12 protein-coding genes are annotated in these 14,936 nt (G+C 63.8%); 6 read left to right on the top strand and 6 right to left on the bottom strand.

The features are described from left to right. Position 1: 1 nt before the first annotated feature. From P9875_RS16890 to P9875_RS16865, 6 genes are all read right to left on the bottom strand, one after another. On the bottom strand, positions 2-2,338 hold the full coding sequence (locus P9875_RS16890; RefSeq protein WP_278316008.1) for a M28 family metallopeptidase: 2,337 nt from the start codon (positions 2,336-2,338) through the stop codon (positions 2-4). A gap of 185 nt (positions 2,339-2,523) precedes the next feature. Beyond that, positions 2,524-5,400 (bottom strand): M16 family metallopeptidase, encoded by a 2,877-nt coding sequence (locus P9875_RS16885; protein WP_278316007.1) that lies wholly within the window; start codon positions 5,398-5,400, stop codon positions 2,524-2,526. 76 nt (positions 5,401-5,476) lie between these two features. Beyond that, positions 5,477-5,809: a type II toxin-antitoxin system RelE/ParE family toxin gene (locus tag P9875_RS16880; protein WP_278316006.1), complete on the bottom strand. Its 333-nt coding sequence runs from the start codon at positions 5,807-5,809 to the stop codon at positions 5,477-5,479. 1 nt (position 5,810) lies between these two features. Next, positions 5,811-6,098: a type II toxin-antitoxin system Phd/YefM family antitoxin gene (locus tag P9875_RS16875; protein ID WP_035819195.1), complete on the bottom strand. Its 288-nt coding sequence runs from the start codon at positions 6,096-6,098 to the stop codon at positions 5,811-5,813. An 81-nt stretch (positions 6,099-6,179) separates the two neighbouring features. Further along, the gene (locus P9875_RS16870; protein WP_278316005.1) at positions 6,180-7,178 is read right to left on the bottom strand and encodes a sensor domain-containing diguanylate cyclase; all 999 of its coding nucleotides are present in this window, start codon (positions 7,176-7,178) and stop codon (positions 6,180-6,182) included. An 89-nt stretch (positions 7,179-7,267) separates the two neighbouring features. Continuing rightward, positions 7,268-8,173, bottom strand: coding sequence for a sensor histidine kinase (locus P9875_RS16865; protein ID WP_278316004.1), 906 nt, complete (start codon positions 8,171-8,173; stop codon positions 7,268-7,270). A gap of 286 nt (positions 8,174-8,459) precedes the next feature. Here P9875_RS16865 and queE point away from each other — a divergent pair, with 286 nt between their 5' ends. The 6 genes from queE to P9875_RS16835 all read left to right on the top strand — a co-directional run bounded on the left by queE (position 8,460) and on the right by P9875_RS16835 (position 14,936). Continuing rightward, the gene (queE, locus tag P9875_RS16860; RefSeq protein WP_035819193.1) at positions 8,460-9,095 is read left to right on the top strand and encodes a 7-carboxy-7-deazaguanine synthase; all 636 of its coding nucleotides are present in this window, start codon (positions 8,460-8,462) and stop codon (positions 9,093-9,095) included. Between the two features lie 9 nt (positions 9,096-9,104). Next, the gene (gene queD, locus P9875_RS16855; protein ID WP_035819191.1) at positions 9,105-9,551 is read left to right on the top strand and encodes a 6-carboxytetrahydropterin synthase QueD; all 447 of its coding nucleotides are present in this window, start codon (positions 9,105-9,107) and stop codon (positions 9,549-9,551) included. Then, positions 9,544-10,056, top strand: coding sequence for a tRNA adenosine(34) deaminase TadA (tadA, locus tag P9875_RS16850; protein ID WP_035819189.1), 513 nt, complete (start codon positions 9,544-9,546; stop codon positions 10,054-10,056). Before queD ends, tadA begins: the two co-directional genes overlap by 8 nt. Positions 10,057-10,274: 218 nt before the next feature. Next, entirely contained in the window at positions 10,275-12,638 is a 2,364-nt protein-coding gene (locus tag P9875_RS16845; protein ID WP_278316003.1) for a TonB-dependent hemoglobin/transferrin/lactoferrin family receptor, read from the top strand. Positions 12,639-12,701: 63 nt separating this feature from the next. Beyond that, the gene (locus tag P9875_RS16840; RefSeq protein ID WP_278316002.1) at positions 12,702-13,856 is read left to right on the top strand and encodes a hemin-degrading factor; all 1,155 of its coding nucleotides are present in this window, start codon (positions 12,702-12,704) and stop codon (positions 13,854-13,856) included. A gap of 162 nt (positions 13,857-14,018) precedes the next feature. Next, entirely contained in the window at positions 14,019-14,936 is a 918-nt protein-coding gene (locus P9875_RS16835) for an alpha/beta fold hydrolase (protein WP_278316001.1), read from the top strand.

Raw genomic sequence — 14,936 nt, 5'->3', positions numbered from 1 at the left:
TCTACTGTGCCGCTTTGGCGGCGCGATAATAGCCTTTCCTGCTGATCTCTTCCGGCGCGTTCGCCACTGCATACGCGCTCAGGGCGATGGCGATGGCCGAGTATTGCTGCGCCGCGCTGAAAGGCCGCACCTTGTCATACGTGTCGAGCAGCGTGTGATGCACGCGCGCATAGTCGAAATCGCCGAGCACGGTAAATTTCGGCGTCGGCACGCCATGCAGGCTGAAGACGGCGTCGTCGCTGCCGGCCCGCGCGTTCATTGCCTTGCTGGCATCGCGCGGCACGTCATTGATGCTGGCGGCGAAGCCGAACACGGGGTGGACGTCTTGCAGCGCCCGTTCGACCCGGCCAAACACGGGTTGCCAGGCCGTGGGAATCGCGATGCCGTCGATGGCGCCAGGCCGGCCGTCGCGGTTGAGCATCATGACGATATTTTTCAATTCACCCGCATGCCGCTCGGCGAACGCGAACGATCCCTTGCGGCCGATTTCCTCCGCGCCGAAGGCGACAAACATGATGGTGCGGCGCGGCTTCGCTTCGGATAACGCCAGCAGGCGCATCGCTTCGAGCATGGTGGACACGCCGCCGCTATTGTCGGCCGCGCCCGTGCCGCCATCGTAGCTGTCGAGGTGGGCGCCGATCAGCACGATTTCCTCGGGCTTGTCCGTGCCGGGAATGCGGGCCACGACGTTGTGATACGTCACAGGGCCAGGATAGAACCAGTTGCGGATGTCAAATTCCAGGGTGACGGCTTCGCCGCGCGCCAGTCGCTGGCGCATGTCCGTGTATTGTGGCGCGGCCAGCTTGATGTCGGGCAAGGTCGGCAGGGCCGCCCAGGTGGCGGGCGCGGCGCTGGCGGCATACAGCGGTTCCTCGCCGGACTGGATGGTGCCGAGGGCGCCAGCGGCCATCAGCACCTGCGTGATGGCCCTGGGCTGGTGGATGGTGCTGCCATCGCGCCCGCCGCCACCGTTTTCGCCGCCCGTCAGCACCCATTTTCCCTTGAATTGCGCGGCGCGCTGGCGCGCTTCTTCCACGGTAGACGGACCCACGATGGCCAGTCCCTGCTGCACGCCACGCGTGCCGGCCGTGTAGGCGGGTGTCGCCAGGCGCAGGGGCTGCGCCTGAGGCGCCAGCATCGTGCCCGACCAGGGGCCGCGGTTGAAGCCGACGGGCATCTGGCCCGCTTCTTCCAGCTCGGCTTGCACGCCCCATTGCCGCAGTTGCATGCGCGCCCATTGCGCCGCATGCGTGTAGGCATCGCTGCCGGCCATGCGGCCGCCAAAGCGGTTGCTGAGGATGTCGAGCCACTCCATCGCGCGCGGCTCGCTGGTGCCCAGCGCCACAATCCGGCGCGCCGTGGCGTCGCCCGACGGCGACGATGCAGGCTGGATGACGGCATCCCTGCCGGACAGCGCGGCCAGGAAGGCGGGCAGCCTGTCTTGCTGGCGCGCCGCCAGCGCCGCATCCAGCTTGGCGGAACGGCGCCGCTTATCCTGGCGCAGCAGTGTTTCGTAGGCGCCCAGCACGCCCTGCAGTCCCGCCAGGTCGCTGGCGCCTTGTTGCCCGGCCTGCTCCCGGTGTTCGATCTGGAAAGCCATCACGCTGGCCAGGTATTGAAACACCAGCGCCTCGCGGATAGTCGCCTGGCTGGCGATGGAGAGCCAGCTTTCCAGCGCGCTGGCCGGTAGCGTGAAGTCGGGAATTGCCTCGATCCATTCTGTTAGCCAGGCGCCGTCGCGCTGTTGCACGGCCAGGGGATCGCGCTGCGCCTCTGTTGCCATCCGCAGCACGCGCGCGCGCTCGGCCGGTGTGGACGGGCCGCGCGCGGTGCCGCCTGATGTTGCTGCTGCGGGCGGCAGCGCCGGCGGTACATAGCGCTGCTGCAGCCGCGTGCCGCTCACGGGCTTGGGTTCGTTCTCATCGGTTTCGACCAGGCGTTCGCCGCTCAGCACGTCGCCCTTGGCTTGCAAGGTCCAGCGTATCGTCACCTCGGTGCTGACCTCCTTGCCGTTGCGCCCAGTGCTGACGCGCTTGCCGCCGTGCCGGAAGATGGTGCCGTCGGGGCCGGCCGTGCCATGCACCGTGCGCGGCGGCGTAAGCTGGCCCCGTTCGTCGAGCCACGCGATCGTCGCGCGCAAGCCGCCTGGCTCTTCGCTAATGTCGAGTATGCCCGTGTCGATCAGGTCGACGTCGACGCCATTTGTCGTGGTCGTGCCCGTCGCCGTCTGGAATTGCCACTGTCCGGCGAGGGAGGGAGCCTGGGCGTACAGGGCGCCCGGCAGGGCGGCAACGGCGAGGACGCAGGTGGCGTAAAGGTGGGGAGGGAACAGGTGCATGGATATCCTTGTCGTGGTTTTCGCTCTGGAAGAGTCGAAAAACAGTATGCGGATAACCAGATTGCCAAGATGCTACTTTCCGACCAAGGCCGGGATTGGCGGACTGAAGGCGGGTTTGGCCGTGCCGAAGAATAGATCAACCCCATCCGGCAAGCTGCGTCGGACGAGGTTGATCTGGCACAAACTTACTTGGCGAAGGCCTGCGCCGCCGGCGTCACGGTGACGGCGGACGGCTGGATGTTCAGCTTCATCGCGCCGATGACCTTGTCTTCATCAAGCAGGGCCTGCGGCTTGTTGCCGTCGTACTTGATGGGAGAAAACGCGTCACTGACGAGCTTTTCCTTCAAGCCGGCCCCATCCTTGGCAACGATCACCACGGACAGGTTTTTCGCCGACAGATGTTGCTTGATGGCGCGGTTGACGTCTTGTACCGTCAGCTTCGACAAGCCGTCACGCATCAGCTTGGTAAATTCCGGCGTGCCATACCATTGCGAATCGAGCGCATAACCGAGTTGCTGGTCCTGCGTCGACGTCATGACGAAGACGTTCTTCATCAGATAGTCGCGCGTGGTGGCGAAGTCATCCTGCGTCAAGCCGTTGTCGATGAGCTTGCCCAGTTCCGTCAGGGCCACGCGCAGCGCGAAGTGGGCGTTGTCCGGCGCCACGGGGCGGATCCAGATTTCGAACAGCTGCGCCTTGCGGCCCAGGTTCGGGTTCGGGAAGAACTGATACATGCCGCGCGGGAAGGCCTCGATGTACGCGTAATCGCCATAGTTCATGCCGCGGAGCTCACGGATGCGCTGGTACAGATAGGAATTCGAGGCGCGGTGCTCGCCCAGCCACGTCTTCGCCAGCCACAGGGCGGGGAAGTCCGGGTGCGTGCGCGTCACCTCCAGAGGCAGGCCGAAGGAAATCGCCGTGGCGCGCGTGTTTTTCTCGATGATTTCCACTTCCAGGCCATTTTCCTTGCGGCCCGCGGGTTTCACCGTGGCCGGCAAGCCGGGGCCGGCCGGCAAGCTGCCCAGCGCCTGCGTCAGCGAGGCCGTCATGGCGTCGGAGACGTCGCCGGAAATGCCCACCTTGACGGCGCCTTGCGCATACGCGCTCTTCCAGAACTGTTTCACGTCGTCCAGGGTGATGGCGTCGATGCCGGCAAGCGTGCCCAGCACGGGGTGGCCGTACGGCGTGCCCGCATACACATTGGTTTGCAGGCGTTCCTTGGCGAATTCTTCTTCGTTATTGTCCTTCAGGTCCAGCAGCAATGCATTCTTTTGCGCATCCTTCAGGCGGCGGAAGTCGTCTTCGCGGAAACCGGGCGAGAGCAGCAGCGGCAGGGCGATGGCGTTGAACTGCGTCCAGTTATCCCGGTGGATGGAGCCCGTAAACGTCGTCATTTCCTTGTCCGTCTGCTGGCTGAAACTGCCCGCAAGCGGGAACAGGGCCTGGTTGACCTCGTCGATCTTGCGCTCGGACGAGCCACCGGACGCCACCATGGCGGCCGTCAGCGCGGCCAGGCCTTCCTTGCCTTGCGGATCTTGCGCGGAACCGGCCGTAAACAGCAGCTTGTAGCGGATCTGCGGCAGCGCGGATTTTTGCACGAGCACGTCGAACTTCGCGCTCGAGACGGCCGGCAGCAGGCTGGCCAGTTTTGGCGTGGTGGCGATGGCGGCCGCCATCGGCTGGTGCGACAGGGTCGTCACCACCAGGCCCTCATCCGTCAGGTATTTGCGCGCGGCCGCCTGCAGGTCGGCTGGCGTGAGCGTATCGATCAGGCGGTAGTACTGGTTGATGGTGGCGTACGAGCGGTCGAAATGCACGAAGGACGCCAGGGTGCCGGCGATTTGCTCCGTGTTGTCGAGCGAGCGTATCAAGCCGTATTTTTCGGCCGACTTGGCGTCCGCCAGGTCTTTTTCGCTCACTGGCGTATCGCGCAACTGGGCCACGGTTTTCAGGATGGCGTCGCGCACATAGACGGCGTCGTCGATGTTTTTCACGCGCGCGCCCAGCACGGCCAGGGTCGGGTCGACCCGGTCCGGCGTCATGTCGAACAATTGGTCGACCTTTTGCTCGTTCTGCACCAGGCGTTTATACAGCGGCGAGGTGCGGCCGAACGACAGCGACAGCAACGTTGCCAGCGCGGCCTGGTCCTTGTCCTTCACGGAAAACGCGGGCGCGTGGAAGCCCACGGCCACCCACGGCAGGGTCGGCGTGGGCCAGGCCACGTGCTTGTAGACGGGGCCGCGTGGCGCGGGTTCCACGGGCACGGCCGCCTGTTGCTTGCCGCGCTGCCAGGCGCTCCAGTATTTTTCCACCAGCGCGATGGCTTGCTGCGGCTCCACGTCGCCGGCGATGATGATGGTGGTGCGCTCGGGACGGTACCAGCGGTCGAAGAAAATCTTCGAGTACGCGTACTGGTTCGGCATGTCTTCGATGTCCTGAATGAAACCCATCGTCGTGTGCTTGTAGGTATGCGTCGTGTAGGCGCTGTCGCGCATCACTTCGAACAGTTTCGAGACGGGATTGGCGCTGTTCTTGTTGTACTCGCCCAGCACGGCCCGCGATTCCGTCTTGAACGCGTCTTCCGCGTAGTCGAGGTGCTGGAAGCGGTCCGCCTCCACCTTCAGCACGGTTTCCAGGTCTTGCTTGGCAAACGTCGTGTGGTAATTCGTCAGGTCGTCGCTCGTGTACGCGTTCTGGCGCGCACCGGCGCGGGTGATGACTTCCTGGTATTTCTCGGGCGGATAGGCCTTGGTGCCGCGGAACATCATGTGCTCGAAGAAGTGGGCAAAGCCGGACTTGCCCGGCTCGACTTCATTGCGCGAACCCGTCTGCACGGGAATTTGCAGCGAGACCAGGTTGGGAAAACCGGTCGGCACGATGATGATTTTTAATCCATTGGCCAGGGTCTTTTCCGTGGCCTTGAATGGCAGCAGATCGGCCTTGCTGGCGGCAGCGGTGTTGGCGGCGGCCGGCTTGACGGGCGCGGCGCCCAGGTTTGACGCGGCCATGGCCGACAGGGCCAGGGCGAAAGCGGGTAATAAAACGGGCATGATTCTTGACACGGGGGCTCCTTCTTTTCTTGGAATGTGGAAAGTGCAACGCCGCAGCATAGAATATTCACGCCGCCCTGCATAGGGGCTAAAAGTCGGGCCGCAGGATGCGTGTCGTGAGATGGCTGAGAAAATCGCGCCGGACCGGCAGGAACATGCGGATATACACGATGCCGTGCGCGTGGTCGTGGTGGTAGATCACGCGGATCTCCCCGCACAGGCGTTGCCGCACATCCATGCCGACTTCGCGGGCGGCCTCGACGGACGTGCCACTGTCGGGAAAGGCTTTCAGATCAGCGAATAATTGCCGGAAAGCGACGCTGAACTGCACCTGGGCGGCGGCCGTGTGGCGCGCCTTGAAGTCGCTGCACAGCTCATTGAAATCGGCTTGCGCGCTGTTCAGCACGACGATGCGCGCCATCTCAAGCCTGGTCTAGGCTGGACAGGAAGTCTTCTTCGGACACCACGTCGCCGCGCGCGATTTCCTGGTTGCCCATGGCGATCAATTTCATGAACGCATGCTGTTCCTGCATTTGCCGCGCTTGCCGCTTGCCTTCCTGGTAGGCGTGCATGGACAGCACGACCATCTTCGCCTCGCCATTTTGCGTGATGATGATGGGCTCATCCTGGCCAGCGTCAAAGCCGTTGACGATTTCCGTCGTATTGGCCTTGAGATAGGAGATCGGCTTGATGCGTTCCTTGAGATTCATGGCGGCTCCGAATGAGATAAACTGCGACACGACCAAATATACACCAAATTTGGTCGTGTTACTTGGACGCGTATTTACTGCTTACGTCAGCGTCGTTTCCGGCAGGCTGATGCGGTTGCGGCCCAGGTGCTTGGCGCGGTACAGGGCGCAGTCGGCCGTGTGTATCAATTGTCCCAGTTCCGTGCCGGGGCCGGGCAAGGCCGTGGCGGCGCCGATGCTGACGGTAACGCAGGCACTGGCACTGGCACCATCGGCGTGCTTGCGCGGCAGTTGCAGCCGCTCCACGCGCTGGCGGATGCGTTCGGCCACGATGGCCGCGCCCTTGAGCGACTGGTTCGGCAGGATGACGGCAAATTCCTCGCCGCCGTAGCGGGCCACCAGGTCGTTCGTGCGCATTTCGCTGGCCACGGCGCCGGCCACCTTGCGCAGGCACAGGTCGCCACCCTGGTGGCCGTGGTTGTCGTTATATTCCTTGAAATTATCGACGTCGACCATCAGCAGCGACAGGGGCTGGCCTTGCCGCTGGGCGCGCTGCCACTCGGCCAGGATGGTGTCGTCGAAGCAGCGCCGGTTGGCCAGGCCCGTCAGGCCGTCGCGCGTGGCCAGGCGCTCCAGCTCCACGTGCGCGCGTTTTTCATCCGTCATGTCGCGCAGGGTTTCGACGACCGCGATCAGTTCGCCGTGATTGCCATAGATGGGGCTGGCATCGACGGCCAGGTAGCGCCGCCGTCCCGTGCGCGGCATGTCGCACCAGTTTTCCGCGCACAGATTGCTGCCCGTGCTGCTGCGGTATTGCTGCTGTACATGTAGTGCGCGCATGTCGCCGCCGCGCCCGGCCAGCAGCAGGTCGGCCAGGGTGGGGCGTTCGTCGTTGTAGAAGCAGCGGCCCGGCTCGCGCGTGCGCAGCACTTCGGCCGCCGGCACGCCCGTCAGCTGCTCGCAGGCGCGGTTCCAGATCATCACCTGGCCATGCACGTCGAGGACAAAGGTGGGCACGACCAGCAATTCCATCATCTTGACGGCGAAACCCTGGGCTGCATCGCAGGGCGCAGCGCTGGCCTGTGCATGGCTATCCGGCATGTAAACATCCTTCTTGGGGTGAATGGGGCTGGCTCGCTGGCCATGATGCAGCGCAGCGAGACGGGGGATGTTGATATTGAGCAATATTTTCAGCGATGCGCCATCGCCTCATCGTGGCAGCCTGGCAGGGGCAGCGACACGCGCAAGGTGGTGCCGGCGCCGCTGAGGCTTTCGATGTGCAGGCTGCCGCCGGCGGCGGCCACGCGCTCATGCATGCCGGACAGGCCGCAACCGAGGCGCGGTGGCGAACCCGACAGCCCGACGCCGTCGTCGCTGATGCGGCATGCCAGGGTTTCTCCCGTTTGCTGCAGGCTCAGCTGGACATGCGTGGCGCGCGCATGGCGGGCGATGTTCGCCAGCGCTTCCTGCAGCGCGTGGTACAGCAGGGGCCCGTGCGCGCTGCCGGCGGCCGCGTCGAGCTGATAATCGCAGCTGCAATCGATACCTGTGGTGCGCTTGAAGTCCGCCAGCAAGCCGTCGCACGCCGCCTGCAGGCCTGCGTCGAGGGCGGGCGGGCGCAGGTCGTGGATGACGCAGCGCAGCGCCGCGATGCTGAGGTCGATATTGCGCGCCATCACGGCCAGTTGCCGCGCCAGCAAGGGGGCCGCGTCATGCGTGCTGGTCTGCAGCATGGCCAGGTCGATTTTCAGGGTCAGCAGATGCTGGCCCAGGTCGTCGTGGATGTCGCGCCCGATGCGCAGGCGTTCCTGTGCGCGCGCCTTGTTTTGCTCAGCGGCCAGGCGCGCCTGTTCGGCGTCCGCGCGCAACTGTTCCAGCGCCTGCAGGCGCAACGCCAGGCGGCGCTGCCGCCACAGCATCAGCGCCAGCGCAGCGAGCAGGATGACGCAGGCCAGCATCAAGGGGCCGGGCCTGCCATCCTGCGGGCGCGGTCCGGCGGCATGGCCGGCGTGCAGGGAAGCGACTGCGATGGCCGCCAGGCAGGCCAGAAGGCTCAGGCGGTACGGCGGACGTATCCAGCGTTGCAGCATGTCCATGCTCCCCAAAAATGTTTTCCGTCAGGCAATGTTATTACAGAAAATATATTAACTTGGGGCTATTTATATTGTCTAAACGCAAAAGCCGCGCAGTTATGCCCGCCAATGTGGCTTTCTTTGCCCTTGGATGCCGCAGCGGCAGGTGGCGGGCACGGCATTTGCACGGGAAGTGTCGTGGCGGCATATAATAGAGGGTTGTCAATCGGCTTTTGCGGTGACGGCGCGGCGCGCCGGCCCCGATGCGTTCGCCCTGCGCGATAACGCCAGCCAGCTCTTAGGAAATACAGTGACTTATAGCATCAAAGAGATTTTTTACACCCTGCAGGGCGAAGGCGCGCACGCGGGCCGTCCTGCCGTGTTTTGCCGCTTTTCCGGCTGCAACCTGTGGACGGGCCGCGAAAGCGACCGCGCCACGGCCGTGTGCCAGTTCTGCGACACGGATTTCGTCGGTACCGACGGCGAACTGGGCGGCAAGTTCAAGACGCCGCAGGAACTGGCCGCGCTGATCGACAGCCTGTGGCCGGCCAGCTACGCGCCCAGCAAATACGTGGTGTTTACGGGCGGCGAACCGCTGCTGCAACTCGACACGGCCCTGATCGCCGCCATGCACGCGGTGGGCTTTACCATCGCCATCGAAACCAATGGCACCTTGCCCGTGCCGGCCGGCGTGGACTGGATCTGCGTCAGCCCGAAGATGGGTTCGACACTGGTCGTGCACAAGGGTAACGAAATCAAGGTGGTCATTCCCCAGTTCCAGCAAGACCTGGCCGCCTACGAACAACTGGACTTCGAGAACTTCTTCGTGCAGGCGATGGACGGCCCCCTGGCCGCGCACAACATGAAGCTGGCGATCGAGACATGCAAAAGCAACCCGAAGTGGAAGCTGAGCCTGCAAACCCATAAACTCCTGCAAATACCTTAACAAAACAATATGCTGACTATCACACGCAAGCTCGAATTCGACGCGGGCCACCGCATTCCCGACCACAAAAGCCAGTGCCGCAACCTGCACGGCCACCGCTACACGGTGGAAATCACCCTGGTCGGCAAGGTCATCGAAGCGGAAGGCAATTCCGACAATGGCATGATCATGGACTTTTCCGACGTGAAAACCCTGGCCAAGCAGCACCTGGTCGACGTCTGGGACCACGCCTTCCTCGTCTACGAAAAAGACACGGCCGTGCGCGACTTCCTGGCCAGCCTGCCCGACCATAAGACCGTCGTCATCGACCGCATCCCGACCGTGGAAAACCTGGCGCGCATCGCCTTCGAGATCCTGAAAGCGGCATTTACCGACCACTTCGGCACGGGCTTGCACCTGCATAAGCTGGTGCTGCATGAAACGCCGAATTGCTGGGCAGAAGTGACCGATGACTGAAACGCACGCTGGCGCGCAGGACGCGCGCTATATGCAGCTGGCCCTGGAGCAGGCCCAGCACGCATGGGACCTGGGTGAAGTGCCCGTCGGCGCCGTCGTCGTCAAGGATGGCGAAGTCATCGCCGTCGGCTACAACCAGCCCATCGGCCGCCACGACCCCACGGCGCACGCGGAAGTGATGGCCTTGCGCGCGGCCGCTGAAAAGCTGGGCAACTACCGCTTGCCGGGCTGCGAGCTGTACGTGACCCTGGAGCCGTGCGTGATGTGCTCGGGCGCCATGCTGCATGCGCGCCTGGCGCGCGTGGTGTATGGCGCGGGCGACCCGAAGACGGGCGCCTGCGGTTCCGTGCTGAACCTGTTCGAGCAGCCGGCGCTGAACCATCAGACGGCGATACAGGGCGGTGTGCTGGCCGACGAGTGCGGCGCTTTCCTCAAGCGTTTTTTTGCCGAGCGCCGCCGCGCGCAGGCGGAAGCGCGCAAGCTGGCCAATCCGCCGGCCTGTTAGCCAGGTCTTGCCAGCCATGCCAGCCGTGCCAGCCCTCCCGGCTGGCATTTTTTATAACTGTTGCGAAATAACATCTGTATAGACCACTTTGCCATTCTCAAATGAGAATGATTCGTGTTACAGTATTGTTTTCGCCAGCAAACTTTCCTTATGCATCGCTAACACTTTCGTTATCGATCGGGTTCAAGAGCCAGCCTTTACTCTTAGACCGGATCATCATGACTACTGTGCCTACGCAGCGCCTCGCTGCCCCCGTTGTTCCTGCCGCCCAACTGCCTGCCCGCCGCCACAACCTGGTGCTGCGCGCCGCCTTGCTGGGCCTGTTCGCCGCGCCGCTGCTGCCTGCCATGGCGCAAACGGCCGCCATCAACGCGGGCACGGCCGCGCAGGAGCCGGCCAAGCTGCCTGTCTTCCCGGAAATCGTCGTCAATGCCAAGCAGGACTATGAGCGCCGCGCCGGCACCAGGACGGTCGTCACGGCGGATGACCTGGAGCGCCGCAATGTCACGGACATGGGCGGCATCGTGCGCTACCTGCCTTTGATTACCGCGCCAGCGGCGGCCTCGGGCAGCGGCAGCGTGTGGGATGGTTCTGGCAATACCGGTTACAACATCCGCGGCCTGGAAGGCAACCGGGTCAGCCTGGAGCTCGACGGCATTTCCCTGCCGGATGCGGCACCCAAGCCTGACGGCAACACCCTGAACGCCTTCGCCACGGGCCGTGATTATTTTGACCCGGAAACCTTCCGCGAAGTGCGCATCGATTCGGGCACGACGGCCGCCAGCGGCGCCAATCCCGGCTTGGGCGGCGGCGTGGCCTTCATCACCAAGTCGCCCGAAGATTACCTGGGCGAGGGGCGGGATCATTATGTCGCCTATAAATACGGCCGCGCCACGGCCGACCGCAGCAATGCGCATACCCTGACGGGCGCGGCCAGGCTCGGCGCCAGCCTGCAAGGCCTGGCCGTGTACGTGCACCGCGATGGCGAACAGACGGACAGCCGCGGCACCACGCCGCCCAACCCAGATGACTGGCATTCGAATGCCTTGCTGTCCAAGCTGGTGTGGACCCTGCCTGGCGAGCAGAAGCTGGACTTGACGGTCGACATGTTCGAGCGCAAGAACAAGCGCGATCTGCGCAGCAAAGTCAGCACGTATTATCCGACAGGCGTGCAGCAGGATTCCACCACCAAGCGCACGCGCGTGAGCCTGGGCCACGACGTGGTACTGAAGGATTTCGCCCTGTTCGATCGCCTGACGTCGAAAGTGTATCTGCAGAATGCGAACACCGATGACAAGACGCAAGGCCGCTACACCTTTGGCAGCCCGGCGCAGCGTTCCATTGAAACGAGCTTCAAGAATGACAGCATCGGCGCCACGTCCGAAGCGTTCAAGCAGCTCAACGCCGACAACGCGCTGTTGTACGGCGTGCAGCTGGAACAGCTGAAAACCCGGCGTCCGTGGCGTGAAGACCGTCGCATCATCGCCACCGGCCAGCATCAGATCACCAACAAGAACCGCATGGCCGACATGGATACGAGCAAGCTGGCCCTGTATGTGCGCGATGACCTCAGCTTTGATCTTGCTGGCACGAAAGCCGTGCTGACGCCTGGCTTGCGTGCCGATTACCGCAAGGACGCGCCGAAAAACCTGCAAGGCTATGCCATCGGCGTGCCGGGCGCGTCCAAAGAGGTGCGCAAGCAGAGCGACACGTATTTCACGCCCAGCCTGAGCCTGTCCGTGGAAGTCTTGCCACAAATGAATGCCTACGCCACCGTGACGCGCGGCACGCGCCTGCCGACGGCGGCCGAACGCACGGGCACCTATGATTCCATCAGCTATACGGGCACGGGCAGGGGTTATGCCGTGCTGGGCAATGCGAATCTGCGCAAGGAAACGAGCCAGGCCTATGAACTGGGCTTGAAGGGTGACGTCGTCAAGGGCTTGAGCATGCACGCCTCCGTCTACCAGACGGAATACAAAAACATGATCGAGTATGTGATGCAGGAAGATGACCCGGTCAACTATCCCACCATCACCCAGGGCCTGTTCCGTCCGGAAAACATCGGCAATGCCCGTACCTGGGGCGCCGAGCTGACCCTGCGCGCGGAACTGGGCGCCTGGGCGCCGGCCATGCAGGGCTACCACGTCGACCTGGCGACCGGTGTGGCCAAGGGCCGCTCCTTCAATACCCTGACGGGCGACAGCGGCGGCCTGGCCTCGGTGGCGCCGGCCAAGTCGGCCCTGACCTTTGGCTACGACCATGTGGGCGAACTGTTCGGCCTGGCCCTGACGGCCGTGCATGCGGGCGACAAACAGGCACCGAATGACTTGCTGATGGGCACGACCGCGCCCCGCTTCACCGTGCCGTCGTACACGGTCTTTGACTTGTCGACCTACTGGAACGTGCACAAGAACGCCAAGATCGTCGTCGGCGTGTACAACTTGACGGACCGCAAGTACTGGGATTACGCCGCCGCGCGCAGCCTGTCCGCCGGCACCACGGCCGCCAATCGCGCCGAGATCGAGCGCTATGCCAAGCCGGGCCGCAACGTCGCCGCCAGCCTCAGCGTCAATTTCTAGATTTTTTACCGGGGAGGGGTGCTTGCCCCTCTTTTTTTCCATGTTTGATTGAATGGTCTCTCTATGAAGTTATCCAAACTCGTTCTATCCCTGCTAGGCAGCCTGCTGATTGCAAACGCATACGCGGCCCCAGCCACCTTGGCGGAACGCTGGTCCACCTTGCGTACCGAGCAGCCGAAGTCGCAGATCCGCGACGCGGCGCGTGCGCTGGGTGTGTCCGAAGCGCAATTGCTGGCAACCAACATCGGCAAGGGCGTCACGCGCCTGCAGGCCGACGGCAACCAGCCGCGCGAAATCATGCGCGCCGCGCTGGATCTGGGCGTCGTGCAAGCGATCACGCGCAATGAAAACGGCGTCATCGAAACGACGGGCGTGGCCAGCAAGTTCAAGCAGGCGGGCGACAAGTCCGAGCAGGCCGACGCCAAGGACCCGGAAACGCAAGCGCGCCAGCGCAATATCGCCGGTGGCTACCTGGGCGGCCAGATCGACCTGCGTTTCCACTTTGAAAACTGGAAATATGCATTTGCTGTGGAGCAAGCGGGCCGCGACGGCAAGCCGACGCGCAGCCTGCAATTTTTTGATGCCAACGGCACGGCCGTGCACAAGATCTACCTGCGCAACGAGCCGGGCGTGGCCGTCTACGATAAATTGGTGGCGACCTTCCGCCTGCCGCAGCAAAGCGCGGAATTGAACGTGCTGGCCGTGGCGCCCAAGGCGGCAGAAAAGCCGGATGCCGAGATCGACGTCAAGGAATTCCAGCTGGCCTGGAAAGACATGACGGATGTGCACCAGTTCGCGCAAATCATGCGTGAATTCCACCTGACGCGCGAACAGGCCTTGCGCCTGGCGCCGGCCGGCGTGGTCGAGCGCGTGACGCCGCAGGCGCTGCGCACCCTGCTGGAAAACGCGGCGAAGGACAAGGTCGCCATCATGGTGTTCCTGGGCAATGAGGGCTTGACGCAGATCTACAGCGGCAAGATCGAGAAAACCATGGCCGCCGGCGGCTTCTTCAACGTGCTGGACCCGGACTTCAACCTGCACATCCGCGACACGGCCCTGCGCAGCGGCTGGGTCGTCAAGCGCGGCGGCGTCACTTCCGTCGAATTCTTCGACAATGACGGCACGCAAGTGGTCTCCTTCTTCGGCGTGCGCGAGCGCGGCAAGCCGCAGCCGCAAAGCTGGGTGGATCTGGCCGATTCCTTGCCTAAGGCAAAGTAAGCAGCACCGTTGTTCAGCACAGTTGCCGCGCGCCGTACCGGCGCGGCAACACTTCAGCTGAGTGCCGCGTGCCGGTCTCATGTCTGAAGCACAATAGTGGTATGCTGGTTGCAAGGCCGCAGCGATCGTGTCTGCGTGCTGGTTCCTGGAAGAGAGGCAATCATGGCAACCATCATGGCGAACGGCCTCAACATAGCTTATGAGAGCCACGGCGACCCCAACGATCCGTGCGTGCTACTGGTCATGGGCCTGGGCATGCAACTGATCGCCTGGCCGGCGGACTTCGTCGAAGGCATCGTCGAGCAAGGCTTTCGGGTGCTGCGTTTCGACAACCGCGACAGCGGTCTGTCGAGCAAGATGGCGCTGGCGGGCAAACCGTATCTGCCGCTGGCCTACGTGAAAAACCTGCTCGGCTGGCCCCTCAAAACTTCCTACACCCTCAATGACATGGCGGACGACGCGCTGGGCTTGCTGGCGGCCTTGCGCATTGCGCAGGCGCACGTGATCGGCGTGTCGATGGGCGGCATGATCGCGCAAGTGATGGCGGCGCGCGCGCCGCAGCAGGTGCTCAGCCTGACGTCCATCATGTCGAGCAGCGGCCGGCGCGGCTTGCCCGGCCCCACGCGGGCGGCGCGCAATGCGCTATTGCAACGTCCGAAACGCAACGCCAGCCGCGCCGAACTGATGGCGCACATGGCGGCCACCGTGCGCGTCATCGGCAGTCCCGCCTATCCCGTGTCGGAAAAAATGCTGTACCAGCGCATCGAAGCGGCGTTGCAGCGCGGCAGTTGCCCGGAAGGCGTGGCGCGGCAGATGGTGGCCATCGCCGCCTCGGGCGAACGCACGGCCTTGTTGCCGAGCATCAGTTGCCCGGCGCTGGTGATCCATGGCGCGGCCGATCCCCTGATCCCCGTTGCCTGCGGCATCGATACGGCGGCGCTGATTCCGGGCGCCCGGCTGGAAGTGATCGAAGGCATGGGACACGACATGCCGCCCCAGCTGATCGAGCGCCTGCTCGCCTTGATCGATGTGCATCTGCAAGGTAAGATGGCGCCCCAGATGCGCTCCCAGCCAGCTTAA

Origin of the sequence: Janthinobacterium rivuli (assembly GCF_029690045.1) — a bacterium.
GTDB classification, from domain to species: Bacteria; Pseudomonadota; Gammaproteobacteria; order Burkholderiales; family Burkholderiaceae_D; genus Janthinobacterium; species Janthinobacterium rivuli.
The sequence above is the reverse complement of the archived record's forward strand: the minus strand, read 5'-3'. Positions and strand labels throughout refer to the sequence as shown.